At 62.4% G+C, this 20,252-nt stretch carries 20 protein-coding genes; 11 read left to right on the top strand and 9 right to left on the bottom strand.

Annotated elements, in window-relative coordinates:
* Positions 1–7: 7 nt before the first annotated feature.
* Positions 8–1,006 (bottom strand): AraC family transcriptional regulator, encoded by a 999-nt coding sequence (locus M5B42_RS30855; protein WP_248747952.1) that lies wholly within the window; start codon positions 1,004–1,006, stop codon positions 8–10.
* A 333-nt stretch (positions 1,007–1,339) separates the two neighbouring features.
* On the opposite strand from M5B42_RS30855, the gene M5B42_RS30850 reads away from it, so the two are divergent.
* On the top strand, positions 1,340–2,671 hold the full coding sequence (locus M5B42_RS30850; RefSeq protein WP_103497260.1) for a dicarboxylate/amino acid:cation symporter: 1,332 nt from the start codon (positions 1,340–1,342) through the stop codon (positions 2,669–2,671).
* Between the two features lie 149 nt (positions 2,672–2,820).
* Positions 2,821–4,002, top strand: a complete 1,182-nt coding sequence (locus M5B42_RS30845; RefSeq protein WP_248747951.1) for a CaiB/BaiF CoA-transferase family protein — start codon at positions 2,821–2,823, stop codon at positions 4,000–4,002.
* 145 nt (positions 4,003–4,147) lie between these two features.
* On the opposite strand, the gene M5B42_RS30840 is transcribed toward M5B42_RS30845, so the two are convergent.
* Together M5B42_RS30840 and M5B42_RS30835 are read right to left on the bottom strand one after the other, a co-directional pair.
* A complete protein-coding gene (locus M5B42_RS30840) occupies positions 4,148–4,642 on the bottom strand; it encodes a SprT family zinc-dependent metalloprotease (protein ID WP_248747950.1) in 495 nt (164 codons plus the stop codon).
* 135 nt (positions 4,643–4,777) lie between these two features.
* Complete coding sequence (locus M5B42_RS30835; protein WP_100944199.1) at positions 4,778–5,380, bottom strand: Yip1 family protein; 603 nt, start codon at positions 5,378–5,380, stop codon at positions 4,778–4,780.
* A gap of 297 nt (positions 5,381–5,677) precedes the next feature.
* Here M5B42_RS30835 and ttcA point away from each other — a divergent pair, with 297 nt between their 5' ends.
* Entirely contained in the window at positions 5,678–6,502 is an 825-nt protein-coding gene (gene ttcA / locus M5B42_RS30830) for a tRNA 2-thiocytidine(32) synthetase TtcA (RefSeq protein WP_100944198.1), read from the top strand.
* Complete coding sequence (locus M5B42_RS30825) at positions 6,503–7,174, top strand: DNA-3-methyladenine glycosylase I (RefSeq protein WP_152741516.1); 672 nt, start codon at positions 6,503–6,505, stop codon at positions 7,172–7,174.
* Positions 7,175–7,322: 148 nt separating this feature from the next.
* On the opposite strand, the gene M5B42_RS30820 is transcribed toward M5B42_RS30825, so the two are convergent.
* The 3 genes from M5B42_RS30820 to arsC are packed head-to-tail and all read right to left on the bottom strand — an operon-like array spanning position 7,323 to position 8,696.
* Positions 7,323–7,748 (bottom strand): DUF2069 domain-containing protein, encoded by a 426-nt coding sequence (locus M5B42_RS30820; protein ID WP_177102103.1) that lies wholly within the window; start codon positions 7,746–7,748, stop codon positions 7,323–7,325.
* Positions 7,741–8,346 (bottom strand): NAD(P)H:quinone oxidoreductase, encoded by a 606-nt coding sequence (gene wrbA, locus M5B42_RS30815; RefSeq protein ID WP_177102105.1) that lies wholly within the window; start codon positions 8,344–8,346, stop codon positions 7,741–7,743. The genes M5B42_RS30820 and wrbA overlap by 8 nt, the downstream gene beginning before the upstream one ends.
* Complete coding sequence (gene arsC / locus M5B42_RS30810) at positions 8,343–8,696, bottom strand: arsenate reductase (glutaredoxin) (protein ID WP_248747949.1); 354 nt, start codon at positions 8,694–8,696, stop codon at positions 8,343–8,345. Before arsC ends, wrbA begins: the two co-directional genes overlap by 4 nt.
* 115 nt (positions 8,697–8,811) lie before the next feature.
* On the opposite strand from arsC, the gene M5B42_RS30805 reads away from it, so the two are divergent.
* On the top strand, positions 8,812–9,273 hold the full coding sequence (locus M5B42_RS30805) for a TlpA disulfide reductase family protein (protein WP_103497268.1): 462 nt from the start codon (positions 8,812–8,814) through the stop codon (positions 9,271–9,273).
* A gap of 3 nt (positions 9,274–9,276) precedes the next feature.
* Here the strand turns inward: M5B42_RS30805 and M5B42_RS30800 are convergent, their stop codons facing one another.
* The 3 genes from M5B42_RS30800 to M5B42_RS30790 form a co-directional block, all read right to left on the bottom strand.
* Complete coding sequence (locus tag M5B42_RS30800; RefSeq protein ID WP_103497269.1) at positions 9,277–9,681, bottom strand: META domain-containing protein; 405 nt, start codon at positions 9,679–9,681, stop codon at positions 9,277–9,279.
* Entirely contained in the window at positions 9,681–10,115 is a 435-nt protein-coding gene (locus tag M5B42_RS30795; protein ID WP_103497270.1) for a hypothetical protein, read from the bottom strand. The genes M5B42_RS30800 and M5B42_RS30795 overlap by 1 nt, the downstream gene beginning before the upstream one ends.
* A 134-nt stretch (positions 10,116–10,249) precedes the next feature.
* Entirely contained in the window at positions 10,250–13,003 is a 2,754-nt protein-coding gene (locus M5B42_RS30790) for a response regulator (RefSeq protein WP_103497271.1), read from the bottom strand.
* Positions 13,004–13,324: 321 nt separating this feature from the next.
* On the opposite strand from M5B42_RS30790, the gene cysM reads away from it, so the two are divergent.
* From cysM to M5B42_RS30760, 6 genes are all read left to right on the top strand, one after another.
* Positions 13,325–14,227, top strand: coding sequence for a cysteine synthase CysM (cysM, locus tag M5B42_RS30785; protein ID WP_248747948.1), 903 nt, complete (start codon positions 13,325–13,327; stop codon positions 14,225–14,227).
* A complete protein-coding gene (gene rlmD / locus M5B42_RS30780; RefSeq protein WP_248747947.1) occupies positions 14,227–15,579 on the top strand; it encodes a 23S rRNA (uracil(1939)-C(5))-methyltransferase RlmD in 1,353 nt (450 codons plus the stop codon). Before cysM ends, rlmD begins: the two co-directional genes overlap by 1 nt.
* Positions 15,580–15,698: 119 nt before the next feature.
* On the top strand, positions 15,699–17,942 hold the full coding sequence (relA, locus tag M5B42_RS30775; protein WP_103497273.1) for a GTP diphosphokinase: 2,244 nt from the start codon (positions 15,699–15,701) through the stop codon (positions 17,940–17,942).
* A gap of 163 nt (positions 17,943–18,105) precedes the next feature.
* Positions 18,106–18,939 (top strand): nucleoside triphosphate pyrophosphohydrolase, encoded by an 834-nt coding sequence (mazG, locus tag M5B42_RS30770; protein WP_177102111.1) that lies wholly within the window; start codon positions 18,106–18,108, stop codon positions 18,937–18,939.
* A 25-nt stretch (positions 18,940–18,964) separates the two neighbouring features.
* Positions 18,965–19,510, top strand: a complete 546-nt coding sequence (locus tag M5B42_RS30765) for a DUF2058 domain-containing protein (protein WP_218227728.1) — start codon at positions 18,965–18,967, stop codon at positions 19,508–19,510.
* 256 nt (positions 19,511–19,766) lie between these two features.
* Positions 19,767–20,252: POTRA domain-containing protein (locus M5B42_RS30760; protein ID WP_283099879.1), on the top strand; the 486-nt coding region annotated here is incomplete at its 3' end.

Below are 20,252 nucleotides of genomic sequence, written 5' to 3'. Positions count from 1 at the left end.
CGCGCCTCTACAGTTCCTGGGCGCGATAGGCCCCGGGGGTCAGGCCGGTCCATTTCTTGAAGGCCCGGTGAAAGGCCGAGGGCTCGGAAAAACCCAGCTGTTCGGCGATCTGTTGCAATGACAGTTCGCTGCGGCCCAGGTGGTAGATGGCGATGTCCCGCCGCAGTTGATCCTTGAGTTCCTGAAAACTCGTGCCTTCCTCGCGCAGGTGCCGCCGCAGGGTTTGCGGGCTGATATGCAGGTGCTGGGCGACCGCCTCCAGGTCCGGCCAGCGACTGGCATCCCGACTGAGCAGGCGCCGCAGTTGGCTGCTCAGGCTGTCGCCGTCGTCAGGACGGGCCAGCAGGTCGGCGGGGGCGCGACCGAGGAACTGCTTGAGCGTGCGTTCATCCTGTTGCAACGGCAGGCTCAGGTAACGGCTGCTGAACAGCAGGCTGCTGCTGGCGGCGTCGAAGGTCAGGGGACAGGGAAACAACAGGTCGTATTCACTGGCGTGGTCGGGCCTCGGGTAACCGAAGTCGGCCTCGAGCAGGCGAATACGCTGGCCGATCAGCCAACTGCCCAGGCGGTGCCAGACCACCAGCAGGCATTCGCTGAGAAAGTGATCCGGGTCCCACAGGTTCGAGGCATCCAGGCTCAGGCGCGTGCAGTCGCCTTCGCGGCTGAGCTGCAGGCGTGGGGCGTCGGGGAACAGGCCGTAGAACCGCAGGCCACGGTCCAGGGCCTTTTCCAACGTCGGACAATGAATCAGCGCATGCATCATCATGGCGAAGGTGCCGCGTCGGCAGCGGCTCTGGCCGAACCCCAGGTATTCGTCGTCCAGCTCCAGCCAGAGCCCTTGCAGCAACTGGGTGAACTGCTCCGGCGCCAGGCGCGCCCGCGGCTCGTCGAGCCACTGCGCGGCGATGCCCAGGCGTTGCAGCAGCGGCGCGCAGTCGTGACCCTGCCGACGTGCCCCTTCCAGGGCGGCGCGGGCGAAGTGGCTGGCGATGCTGCGTTCACGCATGGGGCGCTTCCGTCCATTGGGTGGCCGATGTTAGTCATGGAAATGACGCAGGGACAAGGCGGATATCCGCCAAAACCTCGGGTGCTTTGGGGTGGATGGGCGGAAATCCGCCATCTATGCTATAGGGGCGGAGCGCGATAACCCCCGCAAGGGATGATGGCTAAAGGCTTTGCCGCGATTTTGTAAAAGTGGCACGGGCTTTGCGAAGAGATAAGAGGTCTGCCCACGCAGTTCGACAAAAAACAAAAATCCCTCCGGTGCAGGAGGGTTCGTGCTTCAGGTCCCATGGCCGCTGATGGATAACGGGCGTGTGATCTCTTGAGGAACTTTGCAATGACGACTCGTCAGCCACTGTACAAATCCCTGTATTTCCAGGTGGTCGTAGCTATCGCTATCGGCATCCTGCTCGGCCATTTCTACCCACAGACCGCCGTGGCCCTCAAGCCACTGGGTGACGGCTTCATCAAGCTGATCAAAATGGTCATTGCCCCGATCATCTTCTGCACCGTTGTCAGCGGCATCGCCGGCATGCAGAGCATGAAAGCGGTCGGCAAGACCGGCGGCTACGCGCTGCTGTACTTCGAAGTGGTTTCGACCATCGCCCTGCTGATCGGCCTGGTCGTGGTCAACGTGATCCAGCCGGGTAACGGCATGCACATCGACGTGGCCACCCTGGACGCTTCGAAAGTCGCGGCCTACGTCACCGCTGGCGCAGACCAGAGCGTGGTTGGCTTCATCCTCAACGTGATCCCGAACACCATCGTCGGTGCCTTCGCCAACGGCGATATCCTGCAAGTGCTGATGTTCTCGGTGATCTTCGGTTTCGCCCTGCATCGCCTGGGTGCCTATGGCAAGCCGCTGCTGGAGTTCATCGATCGTTTCGCCCACGTGATGTTCAACATCATCAACATGATCATGAAGCTGGCGCCCCTGGGTGCGCTGGGTGCCATGGCCTTCACCATCGGTGCCTACGGTGTGAGCTCCCTGGTGCAACTGGGCCAGTTGATGATCTGCTTCTACATCACCTGCATCCTGTTCGTGGTGGTGGTGCTGGGCGCCATCTGCCGTGCACACGGTTTCAGCGTGTTGAAGCTGATTCGTTATATCCGTGAAGAGCTGCTGATCGTACTGGGGACTTCCTCTTCGGAATCGGCCCTGCCACGCATGCTGGTCAAGATGGAGCGCCTGGGCGCGAAGAAATCGGTCGTCGGCCTGGTGATCCCGACCGGCTACTCCTTCAACCTCGACGGTACCTCGATCTACCTGACCATGGCGGCCGTGTTCATCGCTCAAGCGACTGACACCCACATGGACATTACCCACCAGATCACCCTGTTGCTGGTGCTGCTGCTGTCCTCCAAGGGTGCGGCGGGCGTGACCGGTAGTGGTTTCATCGTACTGGCGGCGACCCTGTCGGCCGTAGGTCACCTGCCGGTGGCCGGCCTGGCACTGATCCTCGGTATCGACCGCTTCATGTCCGAAGCCCGTGCCCTGACCAACCTGGTGGGCAACGCCGTGGCGACCCTGGTGGTGGCCAAGTGGGTCAAGGAACTGGACGAAGACCAACTGCACACGGAACTGGCTTCCGGTGGTCGCGGTATTGAAGACGAACGCGCACTGGACGACCTGGGCGTAGCCGAAGGCTCGGCGCCAAGCGTCAAGTAAGCTTCAGCGGTAAGTTGAGAAAACCCATCTTCGGATGGGTTTTTTTATGCCTGGGCGTTTGTGTCAGGTTTTCTGAGCGTTGTGGTGCTTGCCGCCGAGTGGTGGGCTGCCTAGTCTGGAGATCCGTCGATCTGGAAAATGGAAAGCCCATGCAAGGTCCGTTGGCGTCACTCAAGCTGCTGGATTTCTCGACATTGCTGCCGGGGCCGTTCGCCTCGTTGTTGCTGGCGGACATGGGTGCCGAGGTGTTACGCATCGAATCACCCGCGCGCCTGGACCTGCTGCGGCTATGGCCGCCCCACGACCGTGACATTTCCGCCAGCCACGCTTGGCTCAATCGCAACAAGCGCAGCCTGGCCCTGGATTTGAAGCAGGCCGGAGCGGTGGCGGTGATCCATGACCTGGTGCGCGAGCATGACATCGTCCTGGAGCAGTTCCGTCCCGGGGTGATGGATCGGCTGGGGCTGGGTTATGAAGCCCTGAAGGCGATCAATCCGCGCTTGATCTATGTGTCGATCACCGGCTACGGGCAGACCGGTCCTTACCGTGATCGTGCCGGCCATGACATCAACTACCTGGCGTTGTCGGGGTTGGCCAGCTACACCGGGCGCCGGGAGGGTGGGCCGCTGCCCCTGGCGATGCAGGTGGCGGATGTGGCGGGCGGTTCGTTGCACGGAGTGATCGGCTTGCTGGCGGCGGTGATCGCCCGGCAGCAGACGGGGTTGGGGCAATACGTCGATGTCAGCATGACCGACTGTGCCTTCAGCCTGAATGCCATGGCTGGGGCGGGGTTTCTCGCTTGCGGGGTCGCGCCTGCGCCCGAGGGGCAGATGCTCAATGGCGGCAGCTTCTACGACTATTACCGTAGTCGGGAAGGGCGCTGGTTTGCCGTGGGGAGTCTGGAACCGGCGTTTATGCAGCAGTTGTGCGTGGCATTGGGGCGAGCGGAGTTGGCGGTTCAAGGGCTGTCGTCCGAGCCTGAGGTGCAACAGGCGTTGAAGCAGGCGTTGCAGATCGAGTTTGAACAACGTGATTTCGATGAGTTGTGCGCTTTGTTTGCCGGGCTGGATGCTTGCGTCGAGCCGGTGCTCAGCTTGGGCGAGGCGGTCGGGCATCCGCAGTTGCAGGCCCGGGAGGTGGTGGTGCAGGTGCCCCGCGGCGATGGCAGCACGCAGGCGCAGATGGCCTGTCCGTTGAAATTTTCCCAGGGGTTGCCGACGCCGAGGCATATCGGCGCACGGTTGGGTGAACATGGCGAAGAGGTGTTACGCGAACTGGGGTACAGCGAAGAGCGGATAGCGGTGTTGCGAGAGGCTGGTGTCATGGCCTGATGCTGTTGCGCCTGTTCTATCGCTTTCGCGGGCAAGCCCTGCTCCTACAGTTCGGTGTCGAACACAAATCCTGCGTTCCCCACAGAACTGTAGGAGCAGGGCTTGCCCGCGAAGAGGCCGGTAAGGCCACCATCACGTAAAAAACTTACTCCACCCGCATTTCACCACTGAACACCAGGGTATGCTGACAACGCCGGCACAGATAGCGCCGGCCCTCGCTCACCAACCGATGGCGCTGGGCCGAAAACGCAAAGTCGCTTTCAGCGCATGGGCAGCGGTAGATATACCGAGTCACCCGGCGGCGCTGGACCTCATAGGTGTGGCAACGATTGGGCGGCAGTTCGTAGACCCCGCGCATGATTAACTGCCATTCCTCGCCATGGGGCTGGATACGTTCGCCGAACAGCTGGTGGGCGATCAGGTGCGCGACCTCGTGGGCCACGGTCTGCTTGAGGAAGTCTTCGCTGTTTTCCCGGTACAGCTGCGGATTGAAACGCAGCAGGTTTTCATGCAAATGCGCCACGCCAGCCTTCTGGCCACGCAGCTTGAGGCTGACCACAGGACGCTTGAAAGGTCGTTTGAAAAAGGATTCGGCTTGTTGGAAACAGTCTTCGACGCGGGTCTTGAGTTGCTCGGGCATGCTGTACGGATCTCCAGAGGCGTCGAGTATGCCGTAAACCCGGGGATTTCCGAATCCGCCAGGCGCCGAATGGTCGTGGCGCGTTAAAAGGCCGCCTTGCGGCGGCCTGTGTTGGCAGTTATGGCTTTGTTTTATTCAGTTGGTGTACACCGGGCCGACGCCCAGCCCCCAGACGATCACGGTAAAGGCCATGATCGCCACCAGCACCACTAGGCCGACGGCCAGGACGGAGCTGGAGAACAGGAAGCCTTCGTCCGAAGGGATGTTCATAAAGGTCGGCAGGCCGACGTACAGCAGATAGACGGTGTAGCAGATGGCCGCCGTGCCGACGATCATCCCCAGCCACATATGCGGGTAGAGCGCCGCCAGGCCGCCGATGAACAGCGGTGTGGCGGTGTAGGTGGCAAAGGCCACGCAACGGGCCAGGCTCGGATTGGCGTCGTAGGTGCGGGCCATCCAGTGGATAAATGCGCCCATCACCGCCACACCGCCGAGCATGGCGATATAGGACATGAGGGTCATCCAGATGGCGCTGTCCTGGGTCAGCATCACCGGCGCGCGGTTGCCGATGACCCAGCCGATCCGGGTGGTGCCGATAAAGGCCGAAATGGCCGGGATAGCGGCCAGGATCAGGGTGTGGGTGAGGTACATATGGCCGATGCTTTCCTCTGCGTCGCCACGGATTTGTCGCCATTCCTGATCAGGGTGGGTGAACAGTCCGACTACGTGATGGATCATGCCAGTCACTCCTTTTGTTATTGCCATCGCCCCCCGGTGGAGCGCCTGCGGGCCAAGTGGCCGAAGTCAGGTCTGGATTTATATGCGACCTTATATCGCAGTATAGGGAGGGCGAGCCGCACGCTTTAGAGCAAATCGAACTGTCGGGCGGGACTGTAATCGCATTGTCGTATTTGGTTGTGAACCCCCAGCTTGAACAGAGGCTGTTGCGCCATCTTCGCCCCACGCCGGTTTATAGGTAAAATAATCGGCTTTTCGACACACCTCGCGCGGATTTCAAGGGTTAGGGCAAGAGCTATGGGCACTCTTTCGGTCAATCAGAACAAACTGCAGAAACGCCTGCGCCGCCAAGCGGGTGAGGCGATCGCCGACTTCAACATGATTGAAGAGGGTGACAAGGTCATGGTCTGCCTGTCCGGCGGCAAGGACAGCTACACCATGCTCGACGTTCTGATGCACTTGCAGAAAGTGGCGCCGATCAAGTTCGACATCGTCGCCGTGAACATGGACCAGAAGCAGCCCGGTTTCCCCGAACATGTACTGCCCGCCTACCTGAAAGCGCTGGGCGTGGAGTATCACATCGTCGAGAAGGATACCTACTCGGTGGTCAAGGAACTGATCCCCGAAGGCAAGACCACCTGCTCCCTGTGTTCGCGCCTGCGTCGCGGCACGCTGTACACCTTCGCCGACGAGATCGGCGCGACCAAGATGGCCTTGGGGCATCACCGCGACGATATCGTCGAAACCTTTTTCCTCAATATGTTCTACAACGGCTCGCTCAAGGCCATGCCGCCCAAGCTGCGGGCCGACGACGGGCGTAACGTGGTGATCCGGCCGCTGGCCTATTGCAGCGAGAAGGACATCCAGGCCTACTCGGACCTCAAGCAATTCCCGATCATTCCCTGCAACCTCTGCGGCTCCCAGGAAAACCTGCAACGCCAGGTGGTCAAGGACATGCTCCAGGAGTGGGAACGCAAGACTCCCGGGCGTACCGAAAGCATCTTCCGTGGTTTGCAGAATGTCGTGCCATCGCAGCTGGCCGACCGCAACCTGTTCGACTTTACCCACCTTCGAATCGATGAGACCGCCGCATCACGCTTCGTCAACGTAGTGAACCTCTGAATGCGCGATTACAAATGGTTGCATGAGTACTGCCTGAACCGCTTTGGTTCGGCCGCCGCGCTGGAGGCTGAATTACCGGTGCCGGCCAGTTCGCAGCAACTGCGTGAACTGCCGGACGACCGTTATCTGTCGATGATCGCCTTGCGGGTCTTTCGCGCCGGCCTCAAGCACAGCCTGGTGGACGCCAAGTGGCCGGTGTTCGAGCAGGTGTTTTTCGGCTTCGATCCGGAGAAAGTGGTGTTGATGGGCGCCGAGCATCTGGAGCGCCTGATGCAGGATGCGCGAATCATTCGTCACCTGGGCAAGCTCAAGAGCGTGCCGCGCAATGCGCAGATGGTGTTGGACGTGGCTAGGGAGAAGGGCAGTTTCGGTGCATTGATCGCCGATTGGCCGGTCACTGAAATCACCGGGCTGTGGAAGTACCTGGCCAAGCACGGCCATCAGTTGGGCGGGCTATCGGCGCCACGTTTTCTGCGGATGGTCGGCAAGGACACCTTCGTTCCGACCTATGACGTGGTGGCGGCGCTGAATGCGCAGAAGATCGTCGACAAGGTGCCCACCAGCCTGCGGGATCTGGCGATCGTGCAGGACGCCTTCAACCAGTGGCATGCCGAGAGTGGCCGGCCGATGTGCCAGCTGTCGATGATGTTGGCGTACACCACCAATCATTGAAGAACATTGATTTCGGTTCGGGCGATAGACCGCGTTATCGTTCTTCGCGGGCAAGCCCTGCTCCTACAGTTCTGCGTCGAACACAAATCTTGTATCCACCACAATCCTGTAGGAGCAGGGCTTGCCCGCGAAAACGTCAGTCCAGGCGCTACACGGCTTGAGCCTGGCCTTCTCCGGCCAACCGCCGATTCAACTGATGACACCAGCGCACATAGACCATCGCGCTGCAGAACACCGCCACGCTCGCGGCCATCTCCAGCACCCCGAACAGTTGTCGATTGGGATCGAACGCCGCCAACGCGCCCTTGATGAAGTACAGGTTCACCACATAGCAGGTGAACGAATGTCCACGCGCGCTACCCAGCAACATGCCCGGCAGCAAGAGTAACAACGGCACCAGTTCGATCAACAGGATCACCCAGGGCCGCGCACCGTGCAGGTCGGCGAACATCAGGTAATAGATGCTCAGAAAGGCCATCAGGCCGAGAAAGCACGCCAGCGCCAGGCCACGGCTCCAACGCACGCGCGGCTCCAGCCAGGCCTGGGGCGGCAACACCTTGGGCTTCCTAGCCACGGCCGTTCTCCAGGCTCAGGGCGGTCTTCGCCAGACGCAGGCCGAGTGCCCGGCACAAGGCGATTTCATGTTCGTCCAACGCGCGCTTGCCGTCGACGCCGGTATGGTGGCTGGCGCCATAGGGTGTGCCACCACCACGGGTGTCGAGCAAGGCCGACTCGCTGTAGGGCAGGCCGGTGACCAGCATGCCGTGGTGCAACAGCGGCAGCAGCATCGACAACAAGGTGCTTTCCTGGCCGCCATGCAGGCTCGACGTCGAGGTAAAGACCCCGGCCGGCTTGCCCACCAGGGCACCGGTCAGCCACAGGTTGCTGGTGCCGTCGATAAAGTACTTCAGCGGCGCCGCCATATTGCCGAAACGGGTCGGGCTGCCGAGGGCCAGGGCCGCGCAGTTTTTCAGATCATCGAGGCTGGCATACAGCGCGCCTTCCTCGGGAATCTCCGGCGCCACGGCTTCGCACTGGCTGGAAATCGCCGGTACGGTGCGCAGGCGCGCTTCCAGTCCGGCCTGCTCGACGCCGCGGGCAATCTGCCGGGCCATTTCGCGGGTGGAACCGTTACGGCTGTAGAACAACACCAGAACGTAAGGTGCACTCACGGCAGGATCTCCAGCACATTCTCCGGTGGACGACCGATGACCGTCTTGTCACCGACCACCAGGATCGGCCGCTCCATCAGCTTGGGGTGTGCGGCGATGGCGGCGATCAGTTGTTCTTCGCTGAGCTGGCTGTCGGCCAGGCTCAACTGCTTGTACTCATCCTCGCCGGTGCGCAGCAATTGCCGCGCGCCGATGCCGAGCTTGCCCAGCAACGCCTTGAGCTGCGCGGCGTCCAGCGGGGTTTCCAGGTAGTGCACGACGGTGGGCGTGAGGCCACGGCCCTGGAGCAGTTCCAGCGCACCGCGGGATTTCGAGCAGCGCGGGTTGTGATAAAGCGTCAGATCGGTCATGTGCGGGTCGCATCTTGCGTAAGGTGGCGGGTATTCTACCTGCCTGGCGAGCGCTCCTGAACCTTGTGAGGTAAAGGGTCGCAGTCGATAACGTATTTGATGGGGGATTGTGCACATGGCAAGGCGATTGGCCGCCGCATTGGCGATGATGGGGGCGTTGCTGCTGAGCGGTTGCGGCAACGATTACGGCGTCGACCAGAACGGCCAGAAGGTCGCGTCCGAGCGCCTGGACAAACAGTGGAAGGTGGTCAACTACTGGGCTGAATGGTGTGGCCCGTGCCGCACTGAAATCCCCGAGCTGAACAAGTTGTCCGAGCAGCTCAAGGGCCAGGCGACCGAAGTGTTCGGGGTGAACTTCGACGGTTTGCAGGGCGAAGACCTGCGCAAGGCCGGCGAAACCCTGGGCATCCGTTTCACGGTGCTGGCCCAGGATCCGGCGGACTTCTTCGACCTGCCACGCAGCGAAGCCTTGCCGGTGACCTACATCATCGATGACAAGGGCAAGGTTCGCGAGCAGTTGATGGGCGAGCAGACCGCGGCAGGCGTATTGGCCAAGCTCAAGGCCTTGCGCGGCTGAGCTTCAGCCTTCTTCCGACCACAGCCGCAGCGGCTGGCCTTCCTGCGGCCAGAAACGCACCTGCTCGATGGGCGAGATATCCCAGCGCTGGACATTCTCCAGCGCCTGGAGGAAGCGTTTTTCCTGCTCCATCAACGCCGGTGCGCAGAGTTTGCGAGTGCTGCCGACTTTGCCGAAGCTCAGGTTCCCGCCCTCCAGGGTGTAGGGCGCGAACCAGTGGTTGCAGCCGCCGGTGCCATAGGCCCGGCCATCGTCGCCGAGGGTGACGGTCAGATGGCTGTTGTCGATCAACGGACGTTCGCCGATCCACTCCAGCACGTAGCTGTGATCCTGCTGCAAGTGCACCTGTTCGCCGGCGCAGCCGTACAGGCCGGCGCCCAACATTCCCAGAATCACCACACGTTTCATTACTTTGCCTCCTGGCATCTCGGGCACAGATGTTTCTCGCCCTGTGTCTTCCAGCCCAGCTCGGCGATACGCGCCGTGGCGGCTGGTTTTTGCGCGGGGGTGCCGAGCTTGGCGTCCACCGCGAATTCGAAGTTCAGTTCCTTGGCGCAACTGTCGCAGTTGACCTGCCACTGGTGGATCGCCAGTTCGCCGAAGACCGGCCCCTTGGCGACCGCGACCCATTGGCCGGGCGGATTGATCAGATGGCGAACGGTGTCCACGGTCAGGCGCATGGACAGGTCCTTGCTGCCCTTGAGGGTCACCAGCAGGACATCGTCGGCGCGGATCGAGCCACCGTTGCCGGTGACCTGATAGCGTCCCGGCACCAGGGCGCGGCATTCGGTCAGGGTGTGCTGCGGGTTCATCAGGCTGTAGCGGAAATCGTGTTCGACCATGGGTCCTCCAAATTATGGCCGGTATGCTAGCACGCAGACGCCGCGCAAATGGCAGGGGTGTATGACCTTCGATCCGGTGACGGGGGGGCGCTGACGATCATGGTACGCGGGCCGTGCCCGGCCCTTGCCATGGATCAGGCACTGACACGGGCCTCGGCGGCGAGGCGAGCGATGGCGACGTCCAGTTCGTCCAAGGCTTGGCGGGCATTGGGCGCGTCTTGCTTGAGCAGGGTTTCGCTGCGCTGGCAGGCCGCGCGCAATTGCGGCACGCCACAGTAGCGGGTGGCGCCGTGGAGGCGGTGCACCCGTTCGATCAGGGCGTTGTGGTCGTTGGCGTTGCGGGCCTGGCGAATCGCTTCGCGGTCGGCTTCCAGGGAGGCCAGCAGCATCGCCAGCATATCGGCGGCGAGATCGGGCTTGCCGGCGGCCAGGCGCAGGCCTTCGTCCGGGTCGAGCACCAGCAGCTCGCTGCCGACGCGGCCCTGTTCGCCGGCCCGTTCCGGCCCCTGGTTGCGCAGGGCCAGGCCGGTCCATTTGAGCACCACCTGGGCCAGTTGCCGCTCGCTGATGGGCTTGGTCAGGTAGTCGTCCATGCCGCTTTGCAGCAGGGCGCGTTTTTCGTTGGCCATGGCGTGGGCGGTGAGGGCGACGATGGGCAGCGGAGTGCTTTGCCGCTCATGCTCCCATTGGCGAATCGCCTCGGTGCTTTGCCGGCCATCCATGCCCGGCATCTGCACATCCATCAACACCAGGTCGAAGGCTTCGCGTTGCACGGCGTCGATGGCCGCGTAACCGCTGTCCACCGCCAGCACCCAGGCGCCCATGTCTTCGAGCAGGGTCTGCACCAGCAGCAGGTTGGCCGGGTTGTCGTCGACGCAAAGCACTCGCGGTGCCCGGCTGCCGAGGGGCTCGACGGGCTCCAGGCGTGCCGGGCGCGGGGTGATCAGTTCCGCCAGGGCCCGACGCAGTTTGCGCGTACAGGCCGGCTTGGCCTGGAGCTGGCCGTGGGGGTTGGGCACGCAGAGCTGGAACAGCGTCTGCTCGGTGGTCGGGCACAGCACCAGCACTTTGCAGCCGAGGTGTTCGAGGTCCCAGATATGCTGGCTCAGGCGTTCCGGCGGCATTTCCTGGGCGGTGACGCCGAGGACCGCGAGGTCGATGGCCTGGTCGGTCTGGTGCGCCCCGGTCACCCCATTGGCGAGGTTTTGCAGGCTGTTGAACGGGGTCACTTCCAGGCCGCAATCCTCCAGCTGGTGCTGGAGAGCCTGACGTGACAACTCGTGATTTTCCAGCACCGCCACGCGGCGCCCGAGCAACGGTGCGGCGGGCAGGTCTTCGATATCGTCGCGGGTCTTGGGCAGGCTCAGGCTGATCCAGAATTCCGAGCCTTCGCCCGGGGTGCTGTCGACGCCGATCTCGCCGCCCATCTGTTCGATCAGGCGCTTGGAGATCACCAGGCCCAGGCCGGTGCCGCCGGGTTGCCGCGACAGCGAGTTGTCGGCCTGGCTGAAGGCCTGGAACAGCGCCCGGACATCCTGGCTCGACAAACCGATACCGGTGTCCTGCACGCTGATGCGCAACTGCACGCTGTCTTCGTGTTCTTCCTCGAGCATGGCCCGGGCGACGATGGTGCCTTCGCGGGTGAACTTGATCGCGTTGCTCACCAGGTTGGTGAGGATCTGCTTGAGCCGTAGCGGGTCGCCGATCAGCGACAGCGGGGTATCGCGATAGACCAGGCTGACCAGTTCCAGCTGCTTGGCATGGGCCGCCGGGGCGAGGATGGTCAGGGTGTCCTGGAGCAGGTCGCGCAGATTGAACGGAATGCTGTCGAGCACCAGCTTGCCGGCCTCGATCTTCGAGAAGTCGAGAATTTCGTTGATGATCCCCAACAGGCTGTCGGCGGACTTCTCGATGGTGCCCAGGTAGTCGAGCTGGCGCGGGGTCAGTTCGCTTTTCTGCAACAGGTGGGTGAAGCCGAGGATGCCATTGAGCGGGGTGCGGATCTCGTGGCTCATATTGGCGAGGAATTCGGACTTGATCCGGCTGGCCTCCAGGGCCTCCTTGCGCGCCAGGTCCAGCTCGATGTTCTGGATCTCGATGGTTTCCAGGTTCTGCCGTACGTCTTCGGTGGCCTGGTCGATGCTGTGCTGCAATTCTTCCTGGGCATTCTGCAGGGTCTCGGCCATGCGGTTGATGCCCGAGGCCAATTGATCCAGCTCCTGGCTGCCAAGTGGCGGCAGGCGGGTTTCCAGATTGCCTTCCTTGAGCTGGGCCACGGCTTGCTTGATCTTGCCGAGCGGCGCGTTGATCGTGCGGCTCATGCGCAGGGCCAGCAAGGCGGTGCCGAGCAGGCCGGTGGCAATCAGCAACAGGCTGGCGAACAGGCTGCGATAGCCGCGCAGCAACATATTGTTATGGGACAGTTCCAGCTCGACCCAGCCCAGCAGGCGATCCGCTTCCTCCGGGATCACGTCGCCGGAAATATTGCGGTGGCGGCCGAAGACCGGCAATAGATAGCGGGTGGCATCGTTGCCGGTGCGTTGCAGCAGGTGGCTGCTGTTACCGATGGGCGGCTGGTTGAGCATGCTCGGGCCGGCATGGGCCAGTTGCTCGCGGTTGGCGCCGAGAAAGGACACGGCGCGCACGTCGGCCTGTTCCAGGGACTGGGTGGCGATGCGCTCCAGCAGGTCGACATCGTTATGGCCCAGGGCCGGCGCGACCAGCGGCGCGAGCTGTTCGGCGATCATCTCGCCGCGTTGCAGCAGTTGGGTCTGCAGGTCCGACTGTTGCAGCCAGGTGAAATAGCCGCCCAGCACCAACGCCATCAGCGTGGTTGGCAGCAGGGTGAGCAGCAGTACGCGGCCTTTGATGCCCAGGTTTTTAAGCACGCAACAGTCTCCGTCAGATACAGCGTCCGGCAGATACGCCCATCTTCGATTATCGGCGCGCGCATCCTGCGCCCGCTCCACCTGCGCAGTGTAGCCATTTGCGGCGGGGTAAATCTCGCAAAGTTCTCCTGAACCTCACTGGCCGCGCGTCTTCGGGGAACAGTCCGTGGCCGATGGTTCTCCGGGTATTCTGGCAATCGAAGGTGACAGGCTGCTTATGGCTTATACCTATAAGCCATAAGCACAATACTTTGCGTGATATGGAGCGTCGACGTTTGTCGGTATGATGTCAGCCCCCGCAGTCTGGATTGCGAATACGCCATGACCTTGCAGTACCCTACCATCGCCGATTGCGTCGGCAACACGCCCCTGGTCCGCTTGCAGCGCCTGCCCGGCGCCACCAGCAATACCCTGCTGCTCAAGCTTGAAGGGAACAACCCAGCGGGCTCCGTCAAGGATCGTCCGGCACTGTCGATGATCACCCGCGCCGAATTGCGTGGGCAGATCCAGGCCGGCGACACCCTGATCGAAGCCACCTCGGGCAACACCGGGATCGCCCTGGCCATGGCCGCCGCGATCAAGGGTTACAAGATGATCCTGATCATGCCGGACAACTCCACCGCCGAACGCAAGGCGGCGATGACCGCCTATGGCGCCGAGCTGATCCTGGTGACCCGCGAGGAAGGCATGGAGGGGGCCCGTGACCTGGCCGAGCGCATGCAGGTCGAAGGCCGTGGCAAGGTGCTCGACCAGTTCGCCAATGGCGACAACCCCGAGGCCCACTACACCAGCACCGGCCCGGAAATCTGGCGCCAGACCCAGGGCACCATCACCCATTTCATCAGTTCCATGGGCACCACCGGGACCATCATGGGCGTGTCGCGCTACCTGAAAGAGCAGAACCCCGAGGTGCAGATCGTCGGTCTGCAACCGATGGAAGGCGCCTCGATTCCGGGCATCCGCCGCTGGCCCCATGAGTACCTGCCGAAGATTTTCCAGGCCGACCGTGTCGACCGTATCGTCGACATGGGCCAGGAAGAGGCGGAGGACGTGATGCGTCGTCTCGCCCGTGAAGAAGGGATCTTCTGTGGTGTGTCTTCGGGCGGTGCGGTGGCGGCGATGTTGCGCCTGTCCCGCGAAGTCGAGAACGCGGTGATGGTGGCAATCATCTGTGACCGAGGCGACCGCTACCTGTCGACCGGCATCTACGACGCGCTCAACTGATGGCCAAGCATGAACGCGGCCTGCGCTTCCAGCCCACTGGCGGTAGCCGGGCACCACAAGTGCCGACGGGCAAGAAGCAGCGCCTGACCATCGAGCGGCTGTCCAACGACGGCCGGGGCATTGCCTTTATTGAAGGCCGCACCTGGTTCGTCGCCGGTGCCCTCGCCGGTGAAGAAGTCGAAGCGCGGGTGCTGGCTGCCCATGGCAAGGTGGTCGAGGCACGCACCGAACGGGTGTTCCTCGCCAGTGATCGGCGTCGCCCTGCGCCCTGCGCCCATGCCGGCCGTTGCGGCGGTTGCAGCGTGCAGCATATGCCCCACGACGACCAACTCGCCCTGAAACAGGGCATGCTCGCCGAGCAACTGTCCCGTGTCGCGGGCGTCGAACCCCTGGAGTGGGCGGCGCCCCTGACCGGTCCGGAATTCGGCTATCGGCGACGGGCCCGTGTGGCCGTGCGTTGGGACGCCAAGGGCAAGACCCTTGAAGTCGGTTTTCGCGCCGCCTCCAGCCAGGATATCGTCGCCATCGATGACTGCCCGGTGCTGGTACAGGCCTTGCAACCGCTGATGCGCGAATTACCAGCTATGCTGCGGCGCTTGAGCAAACCCCAGGCCCTCGGCCATGTGGAATTGTTCAGCGGTTCGGCGGTGGCGGTGTTGTTGCGGCATATGGCGCCGTTGTCGGAGCAGGACCTGCAAGTCCTTCAGGATTTCTGTGTCACCCATGATGCGCAACTCTGGTTGCATGGCGAAGACGGCCCGCAGCCGGTGGACCCGTCGTTGTCCCTGGGCTATCGCCTGGAGACCTGGGACCTGGAGTTGGCGTATCGGCCGGGGGATTTCGTCCAGGTCAATGCCGGGGTCAACGAGGCCATGGTCGCCCAGGCGCTGGACTGGTTGAAGCCGGCAGCCGATGAGCGGGTCCTGGATCTGTTCTGCGGGCTCGGCAACTTTGCGTTGCCCCTGGCTCGTCAGGTGCGCGAAGTGGTGGCGGTGGAAGGCGTGGCGACCATGGTCGAACGGGCCGCCGCCAATGCCTTGAGCAATAATCTGCATAACGCGCATTTTTTTCAGGCCGATTTGTCCCAGCCTTTGAGTGATGCCGGTTGGGCCAAAGACGGCTTTTCTGCGGTACTCTTGGACCCACCCCGTGACGGTGCGTTCGAGGTGGTGGGCAAGCTCGCCGCCCTGGGGGCCGAACGGTTGGTGTACGTGTCCTGCAATCCGGCGACGCTGGCGCGGGACACGGTTGAATTGATCAAGCAGGGCTACCGGTTAAAACGTGCCGGGATCCTCGACATGTTTCCGCAGACCGCGCATGTCGAGGCCATGGCGTTATTTGAAGCGAGCTAGGATGCTCGTCTGGTCCGACTGACTGCCGCCGTATTCTGCCAGCCCAGCCAGACTGCGGGGGCTACAACAGGTCAGCGATTTTGACGCATAGAATCTGCGTCGTAGGGAAGGTAAGCAAGATGGTACAGGTGAGAGCACACCAGCCGATCAACACCGACGGCAGTATCAATCTCGAGGCATGGCTCGATCATACGGTGAGCGTCGATCTGGCGTTGGACCGTGAGGCCTTGAAACAAGCCTGCGAATACGCACGGCTTGCCGAACAACAGACCAACGCGGCGCAGAACCTCTGGCCCGAAGGCGGTTCCAGTTTCAGCACTGGCCTGGAGATCGCCGAGATCCTCGCCGACCTCAAGCTGGACCAGGATTCGCTGGTGGCGGCGGTGCTGTATCGCTGCGTGCGCGAGGGGCAGATTCCCCTGACCGCGGTCAGCCAGAAATTCGGCCCGGTGGTGGCCAAGCTGATCGACGGCGTGCTGCGCATGGCCGCCATCAGTGCCAGCCTCAGTCCACGCCAGTCCCAGGTACTGGGCAGCCAGACCCAGGTGGAAAACCTGCGCAAGATGCTGGTCGCCATGGTCGACGATGTCCGCGTGGCCTTGATCAAGCTGGCCGAGCGCACCTGCGCGATCCGTGCGGTGAAGACCGCCGACGACGAGAAGCGCAACCGTGTCGCCCGCGAAGTCTTCGATATCTACGCGCCCCTGGCCCACCGCCTGGGCATCGGCCATATCAAGTGGGAACTGGAAGACCTGTCGTTCCGTTACCTGGAGCCCGACCAGTACAAGCAGATCGCCAAGTTGCTGCACGAGCGGCGGCTGGACCGTGAGCGTTTTATCAGCGAGGTGATGAACCAGCTGGAAAACGAATTGCTGGCCACCGGGGTCAAGGCCGATATCAGCGGCCGGGCCAAGCACATCTATTCGATCTGGCGCAAAATGCAGCGCAAGGGCCTGGAATTCAGCCAGATCTATGACGTGCGCGCGGTCCGTGTGCTGGTGCCGGAAATGCGCGACTGCTACACCGCGCTCGGCATCGTCCACACCTTGTGGCGACATATCCCGAAAGAGTTCGACGACTACATCGCCAACCCGAAAGAGAACGGCTACCGCTCGTTGCACACGGCGGTGATCGGTCCGGAAGGCAAGGTCCTGGAAGTGCAGATCCGCACCCATGCCATGCACGAAGAGGCTGAGCTGGGGGTCTGCGCGCACTGGAAGTACAAAGGCACCGACGTCAAATCCGGCTCCAATCACTACGAAGAGAAAATCTCCTGGCTGCGTCAGGTCCTCGAGTGGCACGAAGAGCTGGGGGATATCGGTGGGTTGGCCGAGCAGTTGCGGGTCGATATCGAGCCGGACCGGGTCTATATCTTCACCCCTGACGGCCATGCCATCGACTTGCCCAAGGGCGCGACACCGCTGGACTTCGCCTACCGGGTGCACACCGAGATCGGCCACAACTGCCGGGGCGCGAAGATCAACGGGCGGATCGTGCCGCTCAACTACAGCCTGCAGACCGGCGAGCAGGTGGAGATCATCACCAGCAAGCACGGTACGCCGAGCCGTGACTGGCTGAACCCGAACCTGGGCTACATCACCACGTCCCGGGCACGGGCGAAGATCGTCCACTGGTTCAAGTTGCAGGCCCGCGACCAGAACGTCGCGGCCGGCAAGACCCTGCTCGAACGCGAGTTGGCACGCCTTGGCCTGCCACAGGTGGATTTCGACAAGCTGGCCGACAAGGCCAACATGAAAACCGCCGAGGACATGTTCGCCGCCCTCGGCGCGGGTGATCTTCGCCTGGCGCAACTGGTCAATGCCGCCCAGCAACTGGTGGAGCCGGAGCGCGGCAACGAACAGCTGGAACTGATTCCGCGCAAGGCCACCGGCTACAAGCCGGGCAAGCGTGGCGATATCCAGATCCAGGGCGTCGGCAACCTGATGACCCAGATGGCCGGCTGCTGCCAACCGCTGCCGGGGGATGCCATCGTCGGCTATATCACCCAGGGCCGTGGCGTGAGCATTCACCGCCAGGACTGTGCCGCGGTGCTGCAACTCGCTGGGCGCGAGCCGGAGCGGATCATCCAGGTCAGCTGGGGGCCGGTGCCGGTGCTGACGTATCCGGTGGATATCATCATCCGCGCCTACGACCGTTCCGGCCTGCTGCGTGACGTGTCCCAGGTGCTGCTCAACGAGCGGATCAACGTCCTGGCGGTCAATACCCGCTCGAACAAGGAAGACAACACCGCGTTGATGTCCCTGACCATCGAGATCCCGGGGTTGGATGCATTGGGACGGTTGCTGGGGCGGATTTCCCAGTTGCCGAACATTATCGAAACCCGGCGTAACCGCACCCCTTGATCATCCGCGGCCTTGAATGCGCTGCAAAACTGTAGGAGCAGGGCTTGCCCGCGAAGGCGTCCTTGAGGGCGCCAAAAGCTTCGCGGGCAATCGAGCGTCGACCGGCCGCTCCTACAAGTTCGCGGTGTTTCCCAGGTCGTGACAGAACCGAACGAGATCACTGATGTACAGCCTTCAAGACCTGCTCCACCTTATGGCCCGTCTGCGCGACCCGCAATACGGCTGCCCCTGGGATATCAAGCAGACCTACGCGACGATTGTCCCCTACACCCTGGAAGAGGCCTACGAAGTCGCCGACGCCATCGAGCGCAGCGACTTCGAGCACTTGCAGGGTGAACTGGGCGATTTGCTGTTCCAGGTGGTCTATTACAGCCAGCTGGCGCGGGAAGAAGGGCGTTTCGAATTCGACGGCGTGGTCGACAGCATCACCCGCAAGCTGATCCGTCGTCACCCCCACGTCTTTCCCACCGGTGATCTCTACGCACCCGTGGACCTGCCGCGCTTGAGCGAGGAGCAGGTCAAGTTGCGCTGGGACGAGATCAAGGCCCAGGAGCGTGCGGAGAACCACCGCGCGCCCGAGCAACTGTCCCTGCTCGACGATGTCCCGGCTGCCTTGCCGGCGCTGTCCCGGGCGGCGAAATTGCAGAAGCGCGCGGCCACGGTCGGTTTCGACTGGTCGGACGCCTTGCCGGTGGTGGACAAGATTCGCGAAGAGCTCGACGAAGTGCTCGAAGCCATGGCCGACAACGACCCGGCGGCGATCACCGATGAAGTCGGCGACCTGCTGTTTGCGGTGGTCAACCTGGCCCGGCACCTCAAGGTCGACCCGGAAAATGCCTTGCGGGGCGCCAATGGCAAATTCGACAGACGTTTCCGTTTTATCGAACAGGCATTGCGCGACACCCACCGTCCCATGGAAGATTGCACCCTCGAAGAGTTGGACGCCTTGTGGGGCGAAGCCAAACGTCAGGAAAAGAATAGGCCCAGCTGCGGCTGAGCCGTTGCCCAAGTGAGTAAGCACCATGAGTCTTTCCCTTCGCGACCAGTTGCTCAAAGCAGGACTGGTCAACCAGAAGCAGGCCAAACAGGTCGGCAAAGAGAAACAGAAGCAGCAGCGCCTGGTCCACAAGGGCCAGATCGAGGCTGACGACACCCAGGCGCGCCTGGCCCAGGAAGCGCAGGCCGAGAAGGTCAAGCGCGACCAGGAGCTGAACCGCCAGCAGCAGGAAAAGGTCGAGGCCAAGGCCCGCGCGGCCCAGGTCAAGCAATTGATCGAAACCTCGCGCCTGCCCAAGCTGACCACCGAGGACTACTACAACTTCGTCGACGACAAGAAGGTCAAGCGCCTGTCGGTCAACACCTTGATGCGCAACAAGCTGAGCAACGGCTCCCTGGCGATCGTCCATCACGGTGGCGGTTACGAGGTGATCCCCCGTGAAGCGGCGCTGAAGATCCAGGAGCGGGCCCCTGAGCGTATCGTCCAGCTCAACATCCTGAGCGAAGCCCAGGTGCCGGACGAGGATGATCCGTACGCGGCCTACCAGATTCCTGACGATCTGATGTGGTAACCGGTTGAAAACAACGAACCCCGCTGAAAAGGCGGGGTTTGTGTTTGTGGGGCTTTACCAATGGGTTGGGTTGGGAGGGGGGGCTCTCTACGGGAGGCCCGGTCATGAACATGCAACCCAGTTGGGGCCTCGACCACCAAGGTCTGATTGTTTGTGTCTAAATAGAAATGATTTGATACATTTAATTGACGCCATTAAATGGCCACCCTATGATCGCGCCCCGTTGATGGCATAAGGCCATTTAGAGGGATCTGTGATGTGGGGTTTGGCGCTCAGGACGAGGCGTGGTCTGCTGTCCGCTGTATTTTGTCTGGGCACTTTCGGCGCAGCCCATGCGGCACCCACTCCGGGTGACACCGACCTGATCCGTGATCGCCAGGACCGTCTGCTGGAAGAGCAGCGGCGCCGTCTCGAAGAACTCAAGGAACTGCCCGGTAAAGCGGCGGCTCCGGTAGCACCAACGGCCCCGGCCGATACTCGCTGTTTCCCGATCAAAAGCGTTGACCTGCAAGGTGCCGACGCCCTGTCCGCGGGCGAGCGCGAACGCCTGCTCAAGCCTTACATTGGCCAGTGCCTGGGCGTGCCGCAGCTCAATGAGTTGCTCAAGGTCATCACCGATCGCTACATCGAGAAAGGCCTGGTCACCAGCCGCGCCTACCTGCCGCAGCAGGACCTGTCCACGGGCAACCTGAAAGTGCTGGTGGTCGAGGGCAAACTCGAAGGTTTGAAAGGCGCCGACGGC

Origin of the sequence: Pseudomonas sp. MWU12-2037 (assembly GCF_023242345.1) — a bacterium.
GTDB lineage: Bacteria > Pseudomonadota > Gammaproteobacteria > Pseudomonadales > Pseudomonadaceae > Aquipseudomonas > Aquipseudomonas gingeri_D.
The sequence above is the reverse complement of the archived record's forward strand: the minus strand, read 5'-3'. Positions and strand labels throughout refer to the sequence as shown.